Annotated in this window: 28 protein-coding genes and 1 other annotated feature; of the genes, 13 read left to right on the forward strand and 15 right to left on the reverse strand. The window is 31.4% G+C overall.

Going from position 1 to position 22,322, the window contains the following annotated elements; genetic code table 11:
• Window positions 1–35: 35 nt before the first annotated feature.
• Window positions 36–626, forward strand: a complete 591-nt coding sequence (locus tag ACGHJ8_RS03425; RefSeq protein WP_205089565.1) for a hypothetical protein — start codon at window positions 36–38, stop codon at window positions 624–626.
• Here ACGHJ8_RS03425 and ACGHJ8_RS03430 read toward each other — a convergent pair.
• Window positions 617–1,525: an RluA family pseudouridine synthase gene (locus ACGHJ8_RS03430; RefSeq protein ID WP_390541686.1), complete on the reverse strand. Its 909-nt coding sequence runs from the start codon at window positions 1,523–1,525 to the stop codon at window positions 617–619. The two genes, ACGHJ8_RS03425 and ACGHJ8_RS03430, sit on opposite strands and share 10 nt — an antisense overlap.
• A complete protein-coding gene (locus ACGHJ8_RS03435) occupies window positions 1,522–2,331 on the reverse strand; it encodes a putative RNA methyltransferase (protein WP_390541688.1) in 810 nt (269 codons plus the stop codon). The genes ACGHJ8_RS03430 and ACGHJ8_RS03435 overlap by 4 nt, the downstream gene beginning before the upstream one ends.
• 123 nt (window positions 2,332–2,454) lie before the next feature.
• Here ACGHJ8_RS03435 and ACGHJ8_RS03440 point away from each other — a divergent pair, with 123 nt between their 5' ends.
• Window positions 2,455–3,255 (forward strand): MurR/RpiR family transcriptional regulator, encoded by an 801-nt coding sequence (locus ACGHJ8_RS03440; RefSeq protein ID WP_087358370.1) that lies wholly within the window; start codon window positions 2,455–2,457, stop codon window positions 3,253–3,255.
• A gap of 19 nt (window positions 3,256–3,274) precedes the next feature.
• Here ACGHJ8_RS03440 and ACGHJ8_RS03445 read toward each other — a convergent pair whose 3' ends face one another.
• From ACGHJ8_RS03445 to ACGHJ8_RS03460, 4 genes are all read right to left on the reverse strand, one after another.
• Window positions 3,275–4,201: an Rpn family recombination-promoting nuclease/putative transposase gene (locus ACGHJ8_RS03445; protein WP_211961987.1), complete on the reverse strand. Its 927-nt coding sequence runs from the start codon at window positions 4,199–4,201 to the stop codon at window positions 3,275–3,277.
• A gap of 165 nt (window positions 4,202–4,366) precedes the next feature.
• Window positions 4,367–5,398, reverse strand: coding sequence for a Gfo/Idh/MocA family oxidoreductase (locus ACGHJ8_RS03450; RefSeq protein ID WP_390541691.1), 1,032 nt, complete (start codon window positions 5,396–5,398; stop codon window positions 4,367–4,369).
• Window positions 5,385–6,368, reverse strand: coding sequence for a Gfo/Idh/MocA family protein (locus tag ACGHJ8_RS03455; protein WP_390541693.1), 984 nt, complete (start codon window positions 6,366–6,368; stop codon window positions 5,385–5,387). The genes ACGHJ8_RS03450 and ACGHJ8_RS03455 overlap by 14 nt, the downstream gene beginning before the upstream one ends.
• The gene (locus ACGHJ8_RS03460; RefSeq protein ID WP_087359010.1) at window positions 6,365–6,811 is read right to left on the reverse strand and encodes a heme-binding protein; all 447 of its coding nucleotides are present in this window, start codon (window positions 6,809–6,811) and stop codon (window positions 6,365–6,367) included. The genes ACGHJ8_RS03455 and ACGHJ8_RS03460 overlap by 4 nt, the downstream gene beginning before the upstream one ends.
• Before the next feature lie 195 nt (window positions 6,812–7,006).
• Between ACGHJ8_RS03460 and ACGHJ8_RS03465 the strand changes: the two genes are divergently transcribed.
• The 5 genes from ACGHJ8_RS03465 to fba all read left to right on the forward strand — a co-directional run bounded on the left by ACGHJ8_RS03465 (window position 7,007) and on the right by fba (window position 11,227).
• Window positions 7,007–7,282, forward strand: a complete 276-nt coding sequence (locus ACGHJ8_RS03465) for a hypothetical protein (protein ID WP_390541697.1) — start codon at window positions 7,007–7,009, stop codon at window positions 7,280–7,282.
• The gene (locus ACGHJ8_RS03470) at window positions 7,283–8,392 is read left to right on the forward strand and encodes a tetratricopeptide repeat protein (RefSeq protein ID WP_087359006.1); all 1,110 of its coding nucleotides are present in this window, start codon (window positions 7,283–7,285) and stop codon (window positions 8,390–8,392) included.
• Window positions 8,379–9,119, forward strand: a complete 741-nt coding sequence (locus tag ACGHJ8_RS03475) for a TrmH family RNA methyltransferase (protein WP_087359004.1) — start codon at window positions 8,379–8,381, stop codon at window positions 9,117–9,119. The genes ACGHJ8_RS03470 and ACGHJ8_RS03475 overlap by 14 nt, the downstream gene beginning before the upstream one ends.
• The gene (locus ACGHJ8_RS03480) at window positions 9,112–10,275 is read left to right on the forward strand and encodes a MalY/PatB family protein (protein WP_087359002.1); all 1,164 of its coding nucleotides are present in this window, start codon (window positions 9,112–9,114) and stop codon (window positions 10,273–10,275) included. The genes ACGHJ8_RS03475 and ACGHJ8_RS03480 overlap by 8 nt, the downstream gene beginning before the upstream one ends.
• A gap of 82 nt (window positions 10,276–10,357) precedes the next feature.
• Entirely contained in the window at window positions 10,358–11,227 is an 870-nt protein-coding gene (gene fba, locus ACGHJ8_RS03485) for a class II fructose-1,6-bisphosphate aldolase (RefSeq protein ID WP_087358999.1), read from the forward strand.
• Window positions 11,228–11,288: 61 nt separating this feature from the next.
• On the opposite strand, the gene ACGHJ8_RS03490 is transcribed toward fba, so the two are convergent.
• Genes ACGHJ8_RS03490 through ACGHJ8_RS03520 form a run of 7 tightly spaced genes read right to left on the reverse strand, consistent with a single transcriptional unit; the run spans window position 11,289 to window position 15,960 of the window.
• A complete protein-coding gene (locus ACGHJ8_RS03490; protein WP_087358995.1) occupies window positions 11,289–12,353 on the reverse strand; it encodes a type IV pilus twitching motility protein PilT in 1,065 nt (354 codons plus the stop codon).
• 11 nt (window positions 12,354–12,364) lie between these two features.
• Window positions 12,365–12,820: a hypothetical protein gene (locus tag ACGHJ8_RS03495; RefSeq protein ID WP_087358993.1), complete on the reverse strand. Its 456-nt coding sequence runs from the start codon at window positions 12,818–12,820 to the stop codon at window positions 12,365–12,367.
• Window positions 12,817–13,188 (reverse strand): hypothetical protein, encoded by a 372-nt coding sequence (locus tag ACGHJ8_RS03500; RefSeq protein ID WP_087358991.1) that lies wholly within the window; start codon window positions 13,186–13,188, stop codon window positions 12,817–12,819. The genes ACGHJ8_RS03495 and ACGHJ8_RS03500 overlap by 4 nt, the downstream gene beginning before the upstream one ends.
• On the reverse strand, window positions 13,185–13,655 hold the full coding sequence (locus ACGHJ8_RS03505) for a DUF4860 domain-containing protein (RefSeq protein WP_087358989.1): 471 nt from the start codon (window positions 13,653–13,655) through the stop codon (window positions 13,185–13,187). Before ACGHJ8_RS03505 ends, ACGHJ8_RS03500 begins: the two co-directional genes overlap by 4 nt.
• A 10-nt stretch (window positions 13,656–13,665) precedes the next feature.
• Window positions 13,666–13,965, reverse strand: coding sequence for a hypothetical protein (locus tag ACGHJ8_RS03510; RefSeq protein WP_087358987.1), 300 nt, complete (start codon window positions 13,963–13,965; stop codon window positions 13,666–13,668).
• Complete coding sequence (locus tag ACGHJ8_RS03515; RefSeq protein WP_390541701.1) at window positions 13,966–15,003, reverse strand: type II secretion system F family protein; 1,038 nt, start codon at window positions 15,001–15,003, stop codon at window positions 13,966–13,968.
• A 12-nt stretch (window positions 15,004–15,015) separates the two neighbouring features.
• A complete protein-coding gene (locus ACGHJ8_RS03520) occupies window positions 15,016–15,960 on the reverse strand; it encodes a transglutaminase-like domain-containing protein (protein ID WP_390541703.1) in 945 nt (314 codons plus the stop codon).
• Window positions 15,961–16,174: 214 nt separating this feature from the next.
• Between ACGHJ8_RS03520 and ACGHJ8_RS03525 the strand changes: the two genes are divergently transcribed.
• The 5 genes from ACGHJ8_RS03525 (at window position 16,175) to ACGHJ8_RS03545 (ending at window position 18,713) form a co-directional block, all read left to right on the forward strand.
• The gene (locus tag ACGHJ8_RS03525; protein ID WP_390541705.1) at window positions 16,175–16,996 is read left to right on the forward strand and encodes a BTAD domain-containing putative transcriptional regulator; all 822 of its coding nucleotides are present in this window, start codon (window positions 16,175–16,177) and stop codon (window positions 16,994–16,996) included.
• A complete protein-coding gene (locus tag ACGHJ8_RS03530; protein WP_390541707.1) occupies window positions 16,965–17,354 on the forward strand; it encodes a diguanylate cyclase domain-containing protein in 390 nt (129 codons plus the stop codon). Before ACGHJ8_RS03525 ends, ACGHJ8_RS03530 begins: the two co-directional genes overlap by 32 nt.
• A gap of 9 nt (window positions 17,355–17,363) precedes the next feature.
• Complete coding sequence (locus ACGHJ8_RS03535) at window positions 17,364–17,807, forward strand: hypothetical protein (protein ID WP_390541709.1); 444 nt, start codon at window positions 17,364–17,366, stop codon at window positions 17,805–17,807.
• Window positions 17,808–17,887: 80 nt separating this feature from the next.
• Window positions 17,888–18,061, forward strand: a complete 174-nt coding sequence (locus tag ACGHJ8_RS03540; RefSeq protein ID WP_164483543.1) for a hypothetical protein — start codon at window positions 17,888–17,890, stop codon at window positions 18,059–18,061.
• A gap of 85 nt (window positions 18,062–18,146) precedes the next feature.
• Window positions 18,147–18,713 carry a hypothetical protein gene (locus ACGHJ8_RS03545; RefSeq protein ID WP_211961977.1) on the forward strand — a complete coding sequence of 189 codons (567 nt, stop codon included), beginning with the start codon at window positions 18,147–18,149 and terminating at the stop codon, window positions 18,711–18,713.
• An 81-nt stretch (window positions 18,714–18,794) separates the two neighbouring features.
• Here the strand turns inward: ACGHJ8_RS03545 and ACGHJ8_RS03550 are convergent, their stop codons facing one another.
• Window positions 18,795–20,261 carry an IS1182 family transposase gene (locus ACGHJ8_RS03550; RefSeq protein WP_390541712.1) on the reverse strand — a complete coding sequence of 489 codons (1,467 nt, stop codon included), beginning with the start codon at window positions 20,259–20,261 and terminating at the stop codon, window positions 18,795–18,797.
• A 210-nt stretch (window positions 20,262–20,471) separates the two neighbouring features.
• A complete protein-coding gene (trpS, locus tag ACGHJ8_RS03555) occupies window positions 20,472–21,461 on the reverse strand; it encodes a tryptophan--tRNA ligase (RefSeq protein ID WP_087359014.1) in 990 nt (329 codons plus the stop codon).
• Window positions 21,462–21,498: 37 nt separating this feature from the next.
• Window positions 21,499–21,698, reverse strand: a binding site (T-box leader).
• A gap of 101 nt (window positions 21,699–21,799) precedes the next feature.
• On the opposite strand from trpS, the gene spx reads away from it, so the two are divergent.
• Window positions 21,800–22,255 carry a transcriptional regulator Spx gene (gene spx, locus ACGHJ8_RS03560; protein ID WP_087358973.1) on the forward strand — a complete coding sequence of 152 codons (456 nt, stop codon included), beginning with the start codon at window positions 21,800–21,802 and terminating at the stop codon, window positions 22,253–22,255.
• Window positions 22,256–22,322: the final 67 nt, after the last annotated feature.

The raw sequence follows: 22,322 nt of genomic DNA on the forward strand, positions 1-22,322 counted from the left end.
CATCGCTATGTTACAATGAATGGGGAGGAGAAATGATGGAAAAAGAACTTTCAATGATTCACATTTATGAAAACAATCAGCTTATTGGATATGGTGGCAATCAGGAATGGTTTGAAGATTCATGGGCACAAAAAGCAGGATGTGCCAGTGTTTTAGCAAGTCATCTTTATACTTATTACTTATCTTTGCATAGGCTTTCTAAAAAGGAATTTTTAAAAATCATGAATATTATGTATTCGTATTTTACACCGGGAAGACATGGATATCCATTTTTATATAAATTTGCGAGAACTTTTTGTCAAGTGATGCAAAAGCAACATATTGATTTAAAACCTGTATATTTAAAAAAACCTCAATCCTATCAACAGGCAATGAATTTTGTAAAAAAGAGTATTGATGATCATCATCCAGTATGTTTATTAATTTTATTTCATCAGGCTCCTGAATTAGAAGATGATAATTGGCATTGGGTCTGTATTACAGGTTATAAAGAAGATGATGATCAAGAAATGATTATTTTTTCTGATTGTGGTCAAAGACGTGAAATTGATGCTCATATTTTATTTGATATTAATGATGTGAATGTATTGAAAATGGTTACAATGAAAAAGGATCCTCAAAATTGAGGATCTATTTTTTGAATGATTTGTTTGATATCCAAACATGGAGGACATGTGAATAAAAGTTTTTTTTGTGTTATAGGATGAATCATTTCTATTTGATAAGCATGTAATGCCTGATGATTGATAAGTGATGAAGGATGACCATAGAGTCGATCGCCTAAAATAGGATGCCCAATAGAAGCCATGTGGACTCTAATTTGATGCTTTCTTCCACTTTCCAAAACACATTCAACGAGTGAAAGGTGATTTTGACAGCTTATAGCACGATAATGAGTTATAGCATCTTTACCATGAGGATGAACAATCATACGTTGTTGATGATGACGATCACGTCCAATGGCCTGATGAATCGTATGCCATTGATAATTTTTAAATTGACCTTCTACGATTGCCAGATAATGACGTTTAATTTTCTTGACTGAAAGTTGATAATCTAATAAAGGCTGAATAAAATGACATTTCACAAAAATCATCAGTCCACTTGTTTCATAATCAAGACGATGAATGAAACGGACAGGAAGATTGTAACCTTGTTGATGATAGTAACCACTGACACGATGTGCTAAAGAATTTGTATCTTCTTGATGAGCAGGAAAAACCTGTAAAAAGGGAGGTTTATTGACAATCAACAAAAATTCGTCTTCAAAAATAATATCTAAATCTTGATAAACGGGAGCATACATGCCGTCATCTTTTGAAAAAGCTTCTAAGAAAGTTATCTGATCACCTTTAATGAGAACTGTAGATGGGGCAACATAGCGATTATTGACAAGATATAATTTATTTTGTTTCATTAGATGGATTGTTTTTTTGGATAAATGGAACTGTTGAAATAATTCTAGAATAGATATAGGTGAATCAATAAACAGAGTTAAATCAGAGTGGCGAATTTGATATTTCATAAAACTTGATAAACTGTAATACGAATATCTATTGTTGCATCAAATTCACCTAAAGTTTCTAAAACATGACGACGTTCTTTTTTGATATGATAGTAATGTGGGGTCATTTGGAGAAGGTTTAAAGTATCTTCTCTATTTTTTAAATGAATTGTTTGTTGATAGTCATAGCTTTCTACAATTGAAAAGGGTAATCGAATATATTGATCAGATTTGATTTTGATTTCATCATAAATAAGTTTTTTAAATTCGACTAAATGATAAGGATTGGCAGTTACATGAATAATATATCCCTTTTCTTTTAAACAACGTTTTAATTCTTGAATGTTGACAACCGTAAATAATGCAGTAATGACATCTAATGAATGATCAAGGATAGGAATATTTTTTGAGTTTCCAACAATCCAATAGATATCTTTGGTATATTTTGTGGCCATTTGTATTCCTACTTTAGATATATCTAAACCATAGATTGTAGAATGATCATGAAGCATTTCTTTCATACGATATGTGTAATATCCTTCACCGCATCCTAAATCTAAAAGCTGACGAGGGGAATGAGTATATTTTTGAATGCAGCGAATCACCTCGTTTAAAATACCATCATAATATCCCTTATTAAGATGTTGTTGACGACAAAGTAGACTTTCTTTATTATCACCGGGATTATTCGTTGCTTTATCTGGATTTAATAAAAGATTGATATACTTTTGTTTGGCTATGTCATAACAATGGCCACTATGACAGCGATAACTTTTCCCATCAAGTGTAAGTGGTTCATGACATTTTGGACAAGCAAGATAATGCATAGACTTCCTCCTTTTTTTGTGCATTATAACATGTTTTTGATGAAATAAAAAGCTTTCAACAAGAGAATATGAGGATGTATGAATGAAAAAGAGATGATATAATAATAGAATAGGAGGGATACTATGGGACTGAGTGATCAATTAGAAAATGAAACATTATATACAAAAACAGAATTAGAAATTATTCTCTATATTAAAAATAATCCACAATCTATTATTCATATGACAATTGGTGAACTGGCACAGGCTACATACTCATCTAATGCTACTATTATAAGAACATGTAGAAAGTTAGGTTATCATGGTTTTAGAGATTTCAAGATAGATTTTATGAAACATATAGAATCATTAAAGTATGTTAAACAAGATATTGATTTTTCATTCCCATTTCAAAATGATGAACCGACATGGCAGATTATTAATAATATTGCTAATGTCTATAAAGAAAGTATTGATCTTATTAATAGTGAGCTTCATATTGATGAGTTAGAACAGATTGTTGATTTATTAGACAAAGCGCAAAGAGTTTTTATTTATGCGATTGGTGATTCAAAAATTACTGCTATGAGTTTTACAAATAAACTGATTAAAATTGGGAAGTTCTTTTATATTGCAACTGAAAATAGAGAAGAAATTTCTTTTTCAATGGCAGCAACTCCTCAAGATGTGGCATTGTTTATTACTTATTCTAAACAGGATGTTTATCGTGATTCATTAAGAACATTATTATATAATCATGTTCCCATCATTACGATTACATCTAACGCTGATGATATCTTGTTTCAATATAGCCGTTATCATATATTGATACCACATAAAGAAAATAATGAAAAAATAGCGACATTCTACTCCCAAATATCTTTTCAATATGTTTTGAGTATACTTTATTCTTTGTTGTATAAAAGACATCAAAAAAGGAAATAGATAATTTGTCTATTTCCCTTTAAAACGATTGATGTAATATCTCTTTAATATCTTCTTCTTTTTCTATATCAAAGATATGTAATGTTAAAGAATTAAGTTGTTTCTTGTTGCTTCGTTTGATTTCTTTAATAGTATCTTTTGATAAATTTCCAAACTTCTGATTCAATTGTTTAATAAGTGTCGTCATGATTCCTTCATTACGTCCAATTCTTTTTCCTTCATTTCGTCCTTTTTTTCTAATTCCTAATACATAGTCACTCATATTCGTTGCCCCTTTCTTTTTTTCAATCAACTGATAAATACGTTCATCATGAATCAATGTCCCTAATAGACATGCTACTTCATGGCTGACTATAAACTTTTCTGGTACCTTCTTCTTTGCATAAAGAACCTTCAGTCCTGTAATCAGATCTTTATTGTCCTTGTTTTGAAATCTTGTTTCATCCAGCTTTACCATTTCTACCAGCGGATGAAATTCAACATTCATGTAACGTCTTAAGTGTCTGATACTTCGATTCATCATCTGCTTATAGCTTCTGGCATAGTTCCATTTCCTTTCGCCATAATAGATAGCCAAAGTCATGACACCATTGATTCTTTCATGAATGTTCTTTTCATAGATATGATACTGTCTAAGATAGCTGAGATAATCATATTCCATGATTCTTTGAAACATCCCTTTATCTGCATAGGACTGATGTTCCAGTCCTATGATGCATTGCTCTCCATTCAGGCTCACAAGAAGCAGATGATCTCTTGTACGCTTGATTGTTTGACCATTGGACAGGAAAACACCACTGCTGTTGGAATCAAGGATAATGATATCCTGAGTGTCAAGCATCGTTTGTCCATCAAAGAGAACAACATTCAAAAAATCAGCCAGACGTTCATGATTGAGAAAATAGTTGTAAATGCGTATGTCAAAAAGATTCTTGAAATCCGTCATAAAATAGCCCTCCTATTATATATATACGCATTTTTTTGACAGATTTCTTTTTTTACTTTCAATTTTTTTATCTTTATAAACATTATATCACATAAATTGCTTAAAGCATATATGATAATAAAAAATTTCTTTAAGAACAAAGATATGCTCTTAAAGAAAAATGATTTATTTTAAGTTTTGAACACCTGTTTCCAAGATTTTCATTTGTAAAAGTGTTTGTTCATGAGTAATGATTTGAGGTTGTCCATTGACGATACAATCATAAATTCCATCATAAACTCTGGCATAATCACCCGCCACTGTTGGGACTTTTTCTTCATGGTATTGACCATTATCATCAATATATGTGAGAACACCATAATGAATAGGCAAATCTTTTCCGAAATCTGCATGATCTGGCATATAGAATAATTTTAAATGTTCTTCTTGTCGATCTTTTGTTTGTTTGATAAACATTCCTTTTTTTCCATAAACAACAAAGCTTGGTCTTTCTTTAATTCTAAAATAACTTGATTTGACAGAAATTTTTAAAGTTCCATAGTAAAGGTCTAAATCAAAATAATCATTCATTCTTCCATCACCAAGTAATTGTCTGACATCATAATGAACATCATCAGGTTTTCCAAAATAAGAAATCACCTGATCTAAAGTATGGCAACCATGACCATATAAATAAGAATTTGCTGGGTCAAATTCATGTACATTTTCAGGAACTTCAGGTCTATAATAATCAAAATGCATTTCTAATTCTAATAAGTCACCAAGTTTTCCACTTTCAATCACTTTTTGAACTGTTAAAAAGTCACTGTCATAGCGTCTATTTTGATAGGCTGAACAATATAATCCTTTTTGCTTAGCCAAAGCAAAAATTTCCTGTGCCTGTTGGCTATTTTCCATAAATGGCTTTTCTACTAAACAATGTTTACCTGCTTCTAAAACCATTTTAGCATATTGATAATGAAAATGATGAGTTGTACATACAACAATCATATCAATGTCAGTATCATGAAGTAATTCATTCACATCTTCAGTATATTCTACACCATCAATGGCTTCCCATAAATCATGGTGAACATGAATATCAAATATTCTTTTGATGATAAACTTTTCTGGTCTTTGTAAAACAAAGGGAATATGGTAACGATTTGCACTTTTTCCATTTCCAATATAACCGAGTACTAATTTATTGTTGATCATTATCAAAAACAACTCCTTCCTGTTTTCTACCTTTTTCCATAACACTGGCTACATCTAAACTCAATTTTAACATGTTTTGAGCCTTATCAAAATCTTTTTCATCAATCATTCTTTGAAATGCCTCAAATTCATAATAAAGACGATGTTCATCTTTAGAAAACTCATATTTTGTACTTAGCCCATTATTATCAATAAGCGTATATTCAGTGAGCTGATTCATTGGCGTATTCATGACAATGGCACCTAAATCACCTTGAATCGTAGAAGTGATAGGAGCTTTACAGTCTTTAGCACCAATCGAAATAGCTTGGAAATGAGGATATTCTAAAACCATAATGCCACTTGTATCAATACCCTTTTCAATATTAGCATAATAATGATTGTCTACAGGTTTTCCAAATAGTCCGATAATCGCGTGTAAGTTATAGACATTTAAATCCATTAAAGCACCTCCAGCTTTATGATAATCAAAAGCTGGTAAAATCTGTCCTTGCTTAAATGCATTATAGCGCGAAGAATATTGACTATAATTGAAATTTAAGATTTTTATTTGTCCTATTTTTGAAAGTGTTTTTTGAAGTGACTGATAAGCAGGTAAATAATGGATATTCATGGCTTCTAAGACAATCACATGATATTGTTGACTTAAAGTGATTAAGTCTTGTAATTCTTGTGTATTGGCACATATTGGTTTTTCAATAATCACATGTTTTTGATGTGTTATGGCCTTTTTAGCAAAACTGTAATGTAAATGATTAGGTAAAGCAATATAAATTGTATCTACATCACTTTTTAAAAGTTCATCATAATCATAAAATGTCTGATCAAGATGATACTTTTGACATAATTGTTCTGTTTCTTCTTTGGTTTCTAATGTTCCTAAAAGATATGTCTTTTCAATATGAAGTTTTTGATAAGTTGTCATTAAATCCTTAACAATCATACCTGTTCCTAAAATACCAAGTTTCATAAATCTTCCTTCTTTCTTTTTAATTCTTTTAAACAATCAACAATGATTTGATGATCTTGATCATGTTGTAATCCTGATACGATACAGCAACCTATGATTTCATCATTCACTATAAGAGGAAAACCACCACCACATATAGCCATTGAATCATCATCTAAATACTTATCATATTGATGGTTTGTTTCCTGACAAGTCCAGATATAATAGGAAGAATGTTCAAACATCTCAACTGTTTTTTGTTTACGATTTAACCATTCCTCACCATTTTTTCCATTCATCAAATACTGAAATACAATATCATGGTTTAAGACAATACGAATACGCAGGGGTTTTAAGTTTTGTGTATTGACTTTATCAACAAGCATTTGTCCTAAATGATAAGCATCTTCATGATCAAAAGATATAAAAGATAAATCTTTTTCTAATTGGAGTAGTTCTTCCATCTTTCATCACCTCAATAGAATTATGACATAAAAGCAATAAAAGATAAATAAACAAGACGATTTTGAAAATAAAGTTCATCAATCATGAATCAATGAGAAAAAATAATGAACTTTTTATAACAAATGATAAAGGAAAAGGATTTTCATTTTGAGTAAAATCAAGTAGAATAATGATAAGGAAGAAAGGAGTATATTATGGGATTATTTAAAAAGAAAAAAACAGTTATAGATTATGATGCTATTTTTAAGGAACAATATAAATCTGTGAATCAGTTAACACAACAGGCTCATCAGGAAATGGACTATGTGATTAAAGAATCTTTATATGAAGTCATTGTTGAAAAATATCGTGAATTGATTGAATTGATTGATCAGGGTGCTCATTTTGATAAAGAACATTTTGAAGCATTAAAAGATAATGCAATAAAAGAACTGCAATCAATTCATCAGATCAATGAAATGAATACATAGATGAATATTCAAATTATTGAAAAAGTAATAGATGTCTTTAATCAGTATGGTGATACAATTAGATTTGATATTGAACGTTTTGAAGAAGTTTTAAATGATTTAGCTTTTAATATGATGGATGAGTGCTATCTTGTTGTCTTGGGAATGAAGCTGGGTGTTTTTGAAGCTATGATTTTTGATGAAGATTTTGAAATGTCCAGATATGTAGATTATTTATGTCAGTATGCTTCATTAAAGGAAGAAGAAGCTTTATTTATGGTGAGTGTCTATGCACACTTAATAGAAAGTATTGGTTATTATTTTGAGATTCCTGATATTGAAAACTTTTTAAGACAGGCTTATCAAGAACAAAATTTTTCTCATCTTTATGTTTTGGCAAGAACTTATTTTTTAGGATTTGGAGTCACACAGGATTATGAAAAGGCTTTTGAAATCTTTTCGTATTTGCATGACAATGGTATTTTAGAAAGCTGTTATTATCTGGGATATATGTATGAACATGGTGATGGAGTTGAACAAGATATCGCAAAGGCACTGGCTTATTATCGTGAACAATGTGATAGTCAATCATCATTAAGACTGGGCTTATTTTATATGTATGGGCAATATGTTGAACAAGATAGCAATCAGGCGATGCATTATTTTTTGAATAGTCATGAAAAGGAATCTTATTTGTATCAGGGGATTTTATTAGAAAGACAAAAAGACTATTCATCTGCTTTTCAAGCTTATTTAAAAGGAGCGAAATGTTTTCAAAAAGATTGTTTATATAAAACAGGTTTGTTGTTGAAACTGGGATTAGGTGTGGAATTGAATATGGATGATGCTATTCATTATTTGACATATGGATATTATCTTTTACATGAAGAATGTGCTTATGAACTGGCTATGCTTTATTTTGATGGTGTGGCGTTGAAAAAAGATGTTAAAAAAGCCCTTCAATATTTACATCAGGCAGCAAGATTAAATAGTTATGAAGCCTGTTTATTGTTGAGTCAATTTTATGAACTGGGACGTTATGTCAAGAAGCATCATGGTTATGCACTCTCTTATTATCAACAGGCTCAAATGATTAAGGAGGGGAAAGAAAAAGCATATGAAATTATATAAAAAAGGAGATGAAACGTCTTATACTCTAGGTGTTTTTCCAACAATTGAATTATTAATACAAAAACCAGAGATGGTCAAAAGAGTTGTTGTTCATTCATCTATTGAACAAAATAAAGGCTATCCAGTTATTCAAGACTTATGTGAAAAGTATCATATTCAAATAGATGTTCATGATCGGACTATTGAAAAATTAAGTCCTAAAAATAATTGTTATGCGATAGGTGTTTTTCAAACTTATACATCTTTATTACACAATGGGAATCATGTTGTTTTAGAACATCCTATGGATATGGGAAATATGGGAACAATTATGCGTACAATGCTTGGCTTTGGATATAAAGATTTAGTCATTATTAAACCGGCAGTAGATATTTTTGATCCCAAAGTGATTCGTGCTTCAATGGGAGCTATTTTTCATTTGAATATTGCTTTTTATGATACATTTGAAGATTATCATACCCAATTTTCAAAACGAGAATTTTATCCTTTTATGTTGAAAGGAGCACAAAACATTCATCAAGTGAAGGCTGTCAAGCCTTATAGTCTTATTTTTGGTAATGAGAGTCATGGATTGGATGATCGTTATTTAAATTATGGTCAAAGTGTGTTTATTCCTCATAGTGAGGATATTGATTCATTAAATCTATCTATGGCTTTGACAATCGCATTATTTCATTTTTCAAAAGAACAATGGGAAGGAAAAGAGGTATTAAAAGAAAATGTATGATTTTGATAAAGTGATTGAAAGGAAAGGAACAAACAGTATTAAGTATGATCGTGAAAAAGCTCAAGATCCACGTATCATCCCAATGTGGGTAGCAGATATGGATTTTGAAACATTGCCTGAAGTCAAAGAGGCTTTAGTGCGTCGTGCCAGTCATGGTGTTTTTGGTTATGCTGCGCCAACAGAAAGTTATTATCAGGCAGTCATTAACTGGATGGAAACACGCCATCAATTCCATGTTGAAAAAGATTGGATTGTGACAACATCTGGGGTTGTAGGTGCTTTAAAATTGGCAGTTAGAGCATTAACACAAAAAGATGATGCGATTTTGGTTATGAAACCTGTATATTATCCTTTTGATGCATCTATTCAGTTGAATGGACGACGTGTTATTGAATGTCCATTAATACTAAAGGAAAATCATTATGAATGTGATTTTGATATTTTTGAAAAACAGATTATTGATCATGATGTCAAAATGTTTATTTTATGTAATCCACATAATCCTATTGGAAAGGTATGGACAAAAGAAGAACTTTATCAAATAGGGAAAATATGTCAAAAACATCATGTCTATGTTGTCAGTGATGAAATTCATATGGATTTTATCTATTCAGGACATCAACATATTCCTTTTTATAATGTTGATCCTGCTTTTGGTGATTTTAGTATTATTTGCAGTGCACCATCTAAAACATTTAATTTAGCAGCTTTACAGACATCAAACATTATCATCAAAAATAAAGATATGCGTGAAAAGTTTCAAGATGAAAAAAATGCTTCTGGTATGAGTGATCCTAATATTTTTGGTTTAGAAGCATGTGAGGCTGCATATACTTTTGGAGCTAAATGGGTTGATGAATTATTAGTTTACTTAGCTGATAATATTCAATATATGAAAGATTTCTTTAAAGAAAGATTACCACAGTTAAAGGTGATCTCACCAGAAGGATTATATCTTGTCTGGGTAGATATGAGAAGTTTAGGATTGAATAAAGATGAATTGGAAACATTGATGTTAGAAAAGGCACACCTATGGTTAGATGAGGGTTATATTTTTGGAACTGGTGGAGATGGTTTTGAAAGATTTAATGTTGCCTGCCCTCGTTCAGTATTAAAACAAGCCCTGGAACAATTAGAAAAAGCTATAAAAGAATGATAAAAAAGAGAATTATTATGGAAATTTATTGAAAATCAGTGTATGATATATTTGTAAAAAAAATGTAAAGGAGATTTGAATTATGGGATTAGTTTCAGCTAAAGAAATGCTTGATAAAGCAAAAGCAGGTCACTATGCTGTTGGTCAATTTAACATCAACAACTTAGAATGGACAAAATCAATTTTATTAACTGCAGAAGAATTAAAAGCACCAGTTATTTTAGGAGTTTCTGAAGGAGCTGCAAAATATATGACTGGTTATAAAACAGTTGCAGCTATGGTGAAAGCAATGGTTGAATCTTTAAATATTACAGTACCAGTTGCTTTACACTTAGATCATGGTAGCTATGAAGGAGCTAAAGCAGCATTAGAAGCAGGTTTTTCTTCAATTATGTTTGATGGTTCTCATTATGGAATCGAAGAAAATATTGAAAAAACAAAAGAAATCGTTGCTTTATGTCATTCAAAAGGTGTATCAGTTGAAGCAGAAGTTGGTTCAATTGGTGGAGAAGAAGACGGAGTTATTGGTAAAGGTGAAGTTGCCGATCCTAAAGAATGTAAAATGATTGCTGATTTAGGTGTAGATTTCTTAGCAGCAGGTATTGGAAATATTCATGGTAAATATCCTGCTAACTGGGAAGGTTTAGATTTTGATGCATTAGATGCTATTCAACAAGAAACAGGAACTTTACCATTAGTACTACATGGTGGTACAGGAATTCCTGCAGATATGATTAAAAAAGCTATCACATTAGGAGTTTCAAAAATCAACGTTAATACTGAATGTCAATTATATTTCCAAGAAGCAACTCGTAAATATATTGAAGCAGGTAAAGACTTAGAAGGAAAAGGATTTGATCCACGTAAATTATTAGCTCCAGGTGCTGAAGCTATTAAAACTTGTGTTAAAGAAAAAATGGAATTATTTGGATGCATTGGTAAAGCTGAATAAAAGAAAATATATGAAAATGTATTCATAATAAAAAGATGGAACTCTTTAAGGTTTCCATCTTTTATTTTAGATTCAATTTTCGTTTCATTAGTTCTTGATTTGTTGCATAAAGTAAAACTGTTTCTTGTGTGATTTTTCCTTCTTTATAAAGATTCAGCAAACTATTATCCATGCTGATCATATGTGAACTGGCACTAGAAGCGATGATTCCGTCAATTTGATGAACTTTGTTTTCTCTAATGAGATTTCTGATGGCTGGTGTAGCAATCATGACTTCAAACACAGGAACAAGTTTATGATCTACAGTTGGAATGAGCTGTTGAGAAATGACGGTTTCTAGAGTCATAGATAACTGTAAGGCAATTTGGTGTTGTTGATTCGCAGGAAAAACATCAATAATACGATCAATCGTTGTGGCAGCTCCTAAAGTATGTAATGTTGAAATAACAGTGTGTCCTGTTTCTGCTGCTGTTAATGCAATATTAATTGTTTCATAGTCACGCATTTCACCCAATAAGATAACATCGGGGGCTTGTCTTAAAGCTGCTCTTAAGGCACTCACATAAGATTCACTGTCAATGGAAATCTCACGTTGTGAAACAATGCTTTGATGATGGGAATGAAGATGTTCAATAGGATCTTCCAATGTAATAATGTGTTTGGATTGGGTTTGATTGATATAATCAATCATACATGCTTGAGTGGTACTTTTTCCTGTTCCGGCAGGACCAGTGACTAAAATCAAACCTTTATTGATATTGGCAAGTTCAATGATATGAGAAGGAATGCCAATATCTTCGGGGTGTGGTAAATCAAATGAAATGACACGAATCACTGCGGCATAAGTACCACGTTGTTTATAAGTGCTGACACGAAATCTTGAAAGTCCTCGTAATGAAAAGGAAAAGTCATCATCGCCTTTGTTTTTTAAAATATCATCTTGTCGGTGATTTGCCAGTTCGTAGATTTGTTGAATTAATTCATAACTTGAATCAGGCATAATTTTCTGTTCATTTAAGGGAATTAATTGATTAAAGACTTTGATTGTTACAGGTTGTCCGGCAATAATGAAAATGTCAGCTGCATTTTGTTTGACAGCTTCTTGAAGTATATTTTGAATATTCATAGGCTCCTCCTTTATAATATGTCCATACTTTGATCCATATCCCATTCATTGGATGGAGTGATTTTCCATGTTTTGATTTGATAGAGTTGTGAACCGGGATAGAGAATTTCTATTTCAACATAAAGAGTGTTTTCTTGATCTTGTAATGTATATGTCAAAAGATGTTGATGAATAGAACTATCAGGAATGATCTGAGTTAAAGATTGGATATGGGTAAAATAATCATCACTATTTGTACTTGATTGATAATATTGATATAAATAATTATCAATAGTTTCTAATGTTTTTTCGCCTTGACTTGAAAGAAGATAATATTGTTTGGTATGATTAATACTGTTTTCAACAGATTGGGCATTTGATTTGGCACTGGATAAAGAAAGAATAGCAAAAGTCATTAAACATAAAATGACAAAAATGACTATAAAGGAAATAATCCCAATATTCATTGTAAGTTTTCTTTGTTTCATGAGGATGCCTCCCATCTTCGTTGATGATAATGGTAGTATTCAATCGTATAGATTTCATGATCTTGATAGCAAATAGAAATTTTGAATAAGTGATTTTGTTGATCTATTTTAGCAAAATATTGATGATTTTCTTTGGAAGCAGGTAATCCTTGTTCATCAAAATATAAAAGAGAATCTATGTCATGATTTGCTTTTGCATTTTCAATAATTGAAGTCGCTATCAATTGAGCTTGACTTCTTTTGACACTTTCATCATTCATTGTTTTAGCTTTTACAAAGATTTGCACACAAAGCCCTACAGCCAGCGAAAAAAATAAAATACCAATAATAAATTCCATCAGAAAAAGACTTGTTTTACTATGTTTCATGATGAACCTCCTATTAAAGCCAGACTTGTCTGTCGTTTTTCTTGATTATTTTCAACAGTGATTGTTAAAATGTTTTGAGAAATATCAAAAGAAACAGCATCCACTTCCATAATTGTTTCACCACGATCTTTATCAAAAGACTGCTTATCATCAATTAAGAGTTCTTTTAATGCATTCTGGTCATGATAAATATATGTTGTATAAGGAACATCCTGATAGATTTCATGAATACATAAAACAGTTTGATGATCAAATGTCTGAATTTCAATTTGATTCACTGATAGATTTTGTCTGACTTTTTGCTGGATATAATCCAGAATGGTATATTGAGTATAATTTTGTTCGAGCGTATCTACAGTAGATGAATAGACACGACTTCCAATTGAAATCAATGCCAGTGAACCCATAACAAATAAACTAAAGAGTAAAAGAACAAAAACAAAATCAATGGAATGATGTCTTTTCATATAATCCCTCCTACTCCTTAACAATAATTGTTATTGAGGGCATCATATTACTGGCTACAACTTCATATTGCACATCAAAAAGATCTTGATTATATATAATATGATAATCAGATATGAGTTGTTCTAAAGATGCGGGGTATCTGCCCTCTAATGCATAACATTGCATGATTCCTCGCTTTAAGGCTTTTTCCAGACTTTCTTTTTGATTTTGAAATGTTTTTTGTGAAATCGACTGGAAACCACTGATCATAAGAATACAAATGAAAAATGATGAAAGAATAGATAACCAATATTGACGAATGAGTTTCATCTATAGACTTGACATGATGCCCATAAGTGGCAACATGACACTTAATAAAATAATACCAACAAAGAGGGATAAAACAATAACCAATGTTGGTTCAATAATACTAATCAGATGTTCTACTCTTTCATTTGTTTCTTCATTATAATGATCAGCGATATTTTTCATGATTGTATCTACATGTCCTGTCTGATGACCTAATTTTAATAATCTGGCATACATACCTGTTAAAACCTGACTTTTTACTAAAGCATTGACTAAATCTGTTTGATCTAACATGCTTTCAGCTTGATCAATACGCTTTTTTAAAGCTGGATGTTCAACCAATGCCTTAGACATCTGTAAACTCTGATCTATATCTAAACCACTGCTTAAGGCAATGGACATAGCACTTGTGAATTGAGATAAAGCCATTTTTAATGTGATATCACGTGCTCCATAAAAACGTGTTAAGAAATGATAAAGTCTTTTTTTGCCACGAGAACTTTTTAATAAATAGAAAACACATATAATTATCACGACAAGAATACCAATGAATACATACGAATAAGTGGAAAGTGTCATACCTAGCTGTAATACCATTTGTGAAAAACCAGTCATTGTACTTCCTAATTGAATAAAAACTTGATTAAAAATAGGAAGCACTTGAGTCATTAAGACAATAACCACAACAAACATCATCATAATCATAATAATCGGATAAGCAATAGCACTCTTAATATTCTGTTTTGTTTCATATAATCTTTGATAATGAATAGATAATGAGTGCATGACTTCTTCTAAACGACCAGCGATTTCTCCAATTTTTACCATATTTAATAAATAATCGGGAAAGACCTTTGATGTTTCAAGGGCTTCATAGAAAGGTTTACCTACACTTAATTCATCTTCAATTGTTGTGAGAATCATTTTCATTTTCTCATCATCTTGATCTTCATTCATGATCATGATACCTTCATAAGGTGATATACCAGCATGAAGAATTAATTCTACTTGTGATGTAAAAACAGCAATTTCACGATTTGTCAATAGATTTTGTTGCATAAATAAGCCTCCTTAATACAGGTATTTTGTTGTATAATTTTTTTGATCTTTGATGAGAGATCTCACCTTAGAACTGTTGTGACCATCAGAAATCAATGTGGGATCCATCATAGACCAGTTTTTACCATCAAAATGAATTAAATCATCAATCCACCCAATATCATGAATATAGACGCTGATCCATGCATGATAAATGGTTTCATCTTCCATTGTGACATAACCCAGTTCCATGCGGGTAGGAATATTTTGCGTACGGAGCATGGTTGCCATAAGAGCAGCATAATCAAAACAGATTCCTGTTTTTGTCTGCAAAGTTTCATCCACATCTGGAAGATAACCAGCCATTTTCCCTTCTTTAGCAAGTGTTGCTTTTTCATCGTCGTAGCTGATATGTTCAATTACATAATCATAAACATAACTGACGGCTTCTAAATCATTGTTGGCACCAACAACAATCTCTTGAGCTAGGGAAATGGCTTGGGTGTTTTTGTCGAAAGAAACATATTGATTAGGGTAAAGATAAGATATATAATCATTTTGTATTTGGATATTTTCTTCTTTTAAAAAGAGTTGACTATATTTTGTACCTGAGATATTCTCATAAGCAATAAAAGTATAGCTGCCACTACCTCCAGTTAAAGGGAAAGTATTATATCCTTCATGAATATCATAAGTGTAAAATTCCTGTGAATCTGGATTTTGAATACGTACTTTAACTTTAGAATTATGACCATGATATTCAACCATTGTATAGCCATCTTCACTATGGGATAAATCAAAGGTGATTTTTGAATTGCCAATGGTTTTCTCACCAGAAGCCTGAGGCTGTAAAACGTACGGTGTATTATCACGCGTTCCTTTTTTTGAAGGAGGTTCTTTATGACTTGGGGAAGGACAGCCGGTGAGTAAAAAAGCAATGCTTAAGCATAGCATCAAACAACGTTTTGTTATGGGCATTTGGACTCACCTCATTTCGTTTTTATTATACAGTGAATTTGATAAAGAGAAAATATAAAATCAAAAAATAACCAAAAATAACAAGTATTTGGTTAAAAATGTAAACGCTTTATAAAATTGCGAGGGAATTGTACAAAGTTCTTGTGAAAAGTTTGAAAAAACATTAAAATAAAGATAAGACAAAAGTTTTTTGTCAGGAGGGGGTTTGACTTCAATGGGAGATTGCGTCATTATCACAATGTTTCATAAATTTTCATTTTCCTATCATGAACGTGAAATTGATAGTGAAACAATGAAATCTGAGAAACTTGTCAAATTGTTTGCCTATCTTTTATCACATTATCAAAGAACTGTTCCTTCCAGTGAACTGGTGGATGTCTTGTGGTATCTTGATGATGTCGATAATCCAATTGGAGCATTAAAAAATTTAATATACAGATTAAGAACTTTATTAAAGAAAGAATTTGGATTAACGGATTTTATTATCACGGGGAAAGGCTCTTATTCTATTAATCCAAATTATCATTTACAAATAGATACAGTTATATTTGAAAAATATGAAGCACTTTTGAAAACTTCACAAAAGCCAGAATATTATGAGCATTTACTTGAATCATATACTGGAAAGTATTTGATGGAAATTAAAGAGGATCACAGTGTTTTATCAAAACGTGTGTATTATCATTCGCTCTTTATGGATAAAACAATTGAATATGCTATGTTGTTAGAAGAACAGAAAGAATATGAAAAAATGGAAAGAATTGCTCGTCAAGCTATCGCTATTGATAATCTTGAAGAATGTATTTATGAAATTCTTATTCGTTCTCTATACTTCCAGAAACAATATAAAAAAGCAAAAGACACATATAAAACAACAACAGATTTACTTTATCAGACATTGGGTGTGAAACCTTCGCAGTCACTTTTAGAACTCTATGAAATGATTAAAAAGGAAACACATGATGATGAATTAGATATTATGGAAGTTCAACAGGAATTGGCAAATGATGAAACACAGGGGGGCTTTTCTGTGTGAATATGGTACATTTAGAGAAATATATGCTATGCAGACAAGAACGATTGGAAGATTAGGTATTTGTTCACATTTATGTTTGGTATCGGTGATGGATCATTCTATGATTGAAGATGATTATTCAAAAAAAGCGGTAGAAAGAGTCATGAACAAAGTTCAGGAAGCCTTATTAAAAGGACTTCGTATTGGTGATGTTGTTTCTCGATTGAATGTGAATCAATTTGTTGTTTTATTACCATCATGTAATTATGAAAATGCCATTAGTGTTATGAACAGAGTTTTACGTAAAATAAGATATTCTTTAAATCATACAACCTTAAATATTGATTTGATGGTTGATGAAATCTTACCTAAACAATAGGTGATGAACATGTTGAAATATGCAAAAAGTATTCCTTTTAATATGATTCATGTATGTATTGATGAGTATAATCATTTTCAGATGAAAGGTTATGCATACAATAATACGATAGAATCACCTATTGAATTTTTTGATATCCATGAAATTATTTTACGTTTTGAAGAAGTTTTTAATAAAAATGGAAATCCCTTATCTTCTCATTTATCACGAAGCTTTATGAAACAAGAAGCAGTTGGGCGTTATCAAAATAAGCCAGAAGTTTTATGTGATTGGGAAACGATTGCAAAAAAACGAGGGAAGATTACAGATTTTGATATTGTTGTTCAATCAAGGCGCCAGGCAACATGGCAAGGTTCTTTATTCTTTGATGGACAGGAGATTGTTTTTCAGGATGTATTGGAAATGATTAAAATTATTGATAAAAAGATGAATGAGTTATTAAAAAAATCATAAATCTTAGTAAAAAAGCCCAGATATGACTATGGTGTGACTTTTATGGTGTATACTTAAAGCATATAGGTGGGTGAATGAGTATGAAACAATCAAAAAAAGATAAAAGTTTTATGATTGTCATCAAAGACACACAGAATGCTTCATGGCAGGGAACGATTGAGTGGCTGGACCAGAATAAGAAGCAGCATTTTCGTAGTGCCTTAGAAATGATCAAACTTATTGATTCAGCTGTGGAAAATGATTCTCAAACTTAGACTTACTGATAAAGTAAGTTTTTTTTATGATTAGAAAGGGTTCTTTTGAGATATAATAAGCATATGATGATGACAGGGGGTTATTATGTTATTGGTCAATTTTGTATATGATGATGAAGAATTATTGGAACCCTATGAATGGCAAGAAGATGATAATTTTGAAGAAATTGAAAATGTTCCTATTTACCATGTATCAACCAGTCAGCTTCATGACTTTTTATATGCGAAAGTTTATCAGCCTCTTTGGCAGGATGGTTATATGCTGGTAGGAGATGGACATTATTGCTTTGTGGTGGATATTCAAAAACATTGTCTTGTTAGACGTGGCACTTTGTCATGGCAGCAAAGTGATAAAATGAATGCTTTGATTCAAAGAGAACCAGTGACTTTTTTTCAATATCAAATGAAAGAAGAAGCTTATGATAAAGAATTTGGTTTAACACGACATGAACGATTAAAGAAAATGTGTCTGGAAGAAATGATTGATGAGATTTTTGTTGTTAAATATGATGTATTTGTAGAAATATGTAAACAATTGCATATTGAGGGAAACAATCCCAGTGAAAAATATTTAGCTTTAAAACATAAGATTGAAAAAGGATATACGTCTTTACATGAACTGTTATATAAAGAATTAGTACAAAAGGAATGAAAAAAGCAAACCGAAGTTTGCTTTCAGACTGTTGACAAAGTGGTAGAATTTTTTATTAAATCTACCACTTCTTTTATTTTTTTATGAAAATTGATAAATTTGTATTGTTTTCCTTATATTTCCTTCTTTTTTATTGGGTGAAGGAATATTTATGAGTCCTTTCCTTTTCTTCATTCTCGCTAATTTGCCTAAATTATGGCAGCCAAAAATAATCAACGATTCCTGTTGATTTTTCTTTAGTCCTTTTAATCTTGTGAATCTTAGTCCATGCTTTTCTTTGCAATCTGCATAGACTCTTTCTATCGTCTCTTTTCTTAGTGGATAGATATCTTTCCATTCTGGTGTATATCTGTTCTCATCTGCTATTTCTCTATATTCCTCCCATACATGTCTTGTGATGACCTTCTGATGATTTTTGCTCTGTGTACATTTCTCTAAAAATGGACATCCTTCACAGTCCTTTGGATTTGATTTGTATTCCCTGTATCCTGATCTGTTTGTTGTAGTATATTTCAAATCCTTGTTATTGGGGCATATATAAATATCCAACTTTTCATCATAGACATATTCATATTTCTTGAAGTATCCTTTTTTTGTCATGGGTCTTTTATATGGCATATATGCTCTGATTCCATCTTCTATGATTTCTCGACATATTGCTGGTGTCATGAATCCTGCATCTAAACTGATGTTATGTATTAAATCTCCATAGGTGTTCAACAGCTTTCTATATGCATCATGAAAAACAACACTATCGTGCTGATTGCCTGGTGCCACTGTATTATGCAGTACAAATCCGTGTCTATCACAGAATGTTAGATTTGTATATGCAAAGCATTTCTGTTTTTCTCCCTTATGAAAGCATCCGCTTTCCGGATCTGTCTTGCTTACCTTTATTGATTTTGTTCCTTTTCCTTCAATGAGTTCACCTGTTTCTTCGTCATATGCAAGTTCTATATCCTTTGTTTCCTTTATTGGCTTTTTCTCATGGGCTTTTCTATCCTTGTTGATTTCCTCCAGAAGTTCATCGTCATAGTATTTCTTTACTATTTCTACAGCCTTATTTTCATGTTTTCTATTATTGGCATTGGCCTTTCGATGTGTTCCATCTCCAAATACCGTATCAAGATCCACAAAATCATATGCGATGGCTTCTTCAATAATTTTTTTGAAAATCTCATCGAAAACTTCAGAATCTCCATATCTTCTGATGTAGTTCTGTGACCATGTTGAGTAGTTTGGAACCTCATCATCAATGGACAACCCTAAAAACCATCTGTAGGCAAGGTTCACCTTTGTTTCTTCACATGTTCTTCTCATGGAATGAATACCAAATGCAAAGTTGATAAAAAGCATTTTAAAAAGTACCACCGGGTCAATACTTGGTCTGCCAAAAGAACTATATAAAGGTCTAACGAGAGGATATATGAAATTCCAGTCAATAGCTTCTTCAAGCTCTCTTACCTTGTGATCCAATGGTACTAATTCATCTATAGTACTCAAAATCAAGCTGTCATTTTTTCGATTGTTTAAACATGTCATTGCCATAATATTTTACCTCCAAATATGCATTTACATTATACCATATTTTCATGATATAGTGGTAAAATAAAAAGTCGTGGAGCCTCAAAATTTGCATATTTGGAACGAAGTCATCCACGACAATAGATATAATACCATATATTTTTCTATTTGAAAACTAAAAGCTGTTGACTTTTTACTTTGTCAACAGCCTGAAAGCAAACCGAAGTTTGCTTTTTATCTTTTTCTAATTGTAATACCAATTTTTCGTTCAACCTTTGCCAATTTCTTTCTGGCAATGATTCTGGCTTTTTGAGCGCCTTTTTCTAAGACATCATCTAAATAAGAACCACTCATGATTTCATGATAACGTGTCTGAATCTTTTCAAGTTCTTCACCTAAGACTTCAGCTAAATCATTTTTAAATTCGCCATAACCTTTTCCATCATACTGTTTTTCTAAATCAGCAATAGAACGATTTACAAGGATGGAATAGATTTCTAGTAAATTAGAAATACCAGGTTTATTTTCAGGATCATAGTGAATATGTCCATCACTGTCCGTTACAGCTGATTTGATTTTCTTTTTAGAAACTTGAATATCATCCAAGATATAAATTGTTCCCTTTCCAATCTCATCAGACTTTGACATCTTCTTTGTTGGATTTTGTAAATCCATGATACGTCCACCCACTTTTGTGACTAAAGGTTCAGGAATTTTAAATGTTTCACTATAACGTGAATTAAATCTTTCTGCAATATCACGACATAATTCTACATGTTGTTTTTGATCTTCACCAACAGGAACATAATCTGGATCATACATTAAAATATCTGCGTTCATTAATGAAGGATAGTTAAAAATACCTGCACCAATGACTTCGTTTTTTGCTTTTTTATCTTTGTATTGAGTCATACGAGAAAGTTCACCCATAGAAACCATACAACCTAAATACCATCCTAGTTGAGCATGTTCTAAAACATCGGATTGTAAAAATAAAGTCACTTTTTCTGGGTCTAATCCAGCAGCAATATATAATGCAATTAAATCTCTTGTATTTTGACGTAAGTCAGCTGGTTTTTGATAAATTGTCATTGAATGAAGATTCGCAATAAAAATATACATTTCATATTCATCCTGATAAGACACAAATGGTTTAATAGCACCAATATAATTGCCTAAAGTCACACGACCTGTTGGTTTAATTCCACTTAACATTCTTTTCATATATAAACCTTCCTTTCTCATAAAAAAAGCGTCCTTTAAAAAGGACGTTATAACGCGGTACCACCTTTATTCATATCTACCGATATGCACTCTTGTCTTAACGCAACAAACGAAAAATGACTGATGCCATTTTTAGCTCCAGAATCCCAATTCATTATCGTTCATGGACTGTTTTCATCAACCACAGACTTTCTAAAACATGAAGTGATAACTACTCCATTCCTTCATTGCTGTAAGGTTATTATAGAACGGTCAAGATGTAAAATCAATAGAATCATAAAAAATAATTTCATAATTGATAAAAATGATGTATAATGATGAAGCAAGGAGATGATGTAATGATTCGAATTTATACTGCACCAAGTTGTGCTTCATGTCGTAAGGTCAAAGCATGGTTAAAAGAACATCAGATTCCTTATGTAGAAAAGAATATTTTTTCTACATTACTACGTGAAACTGAGTTAAAAGAACTTCTAGAAAGAAGTGAAAATGGAACAGATGATATTATATCTAAAAGATCTAAGATTATTAAAGAAAATAAAATAGATATAGATGAGATGTCTATTAACGAATTGATTCATTTTATTCAAAAGAATCCATCTATACTGAAAAGACCTATTATCATTGATGAAAGACGTTTTCAAGTGGGTTATAATGCTGAAGAAATTCGTGCTTTTATTCCTCGTGAGTTGCGTCGTTTACAGGAATGCAGTAATAGTGATTTCTGTCCTCAATTTACGGATATTAAAGAACAGTATTATCAAGATCATCAATGTAAAGATGGTTGTGAATAGTTTGAAGTCGTTTCTATATAGAAACGATTTTTATTTTATAGTTTTTTTAAAAGTGGTATAATATGAT

Source organism: Massiliimicrobium timonense, assembly GCF_042850985.1.
Lineage (GTDB): Bacteria > Bacillota_I > Bacilli_A > Erysipelotrichales > Coprobacillaceae > Allocoprobacillus.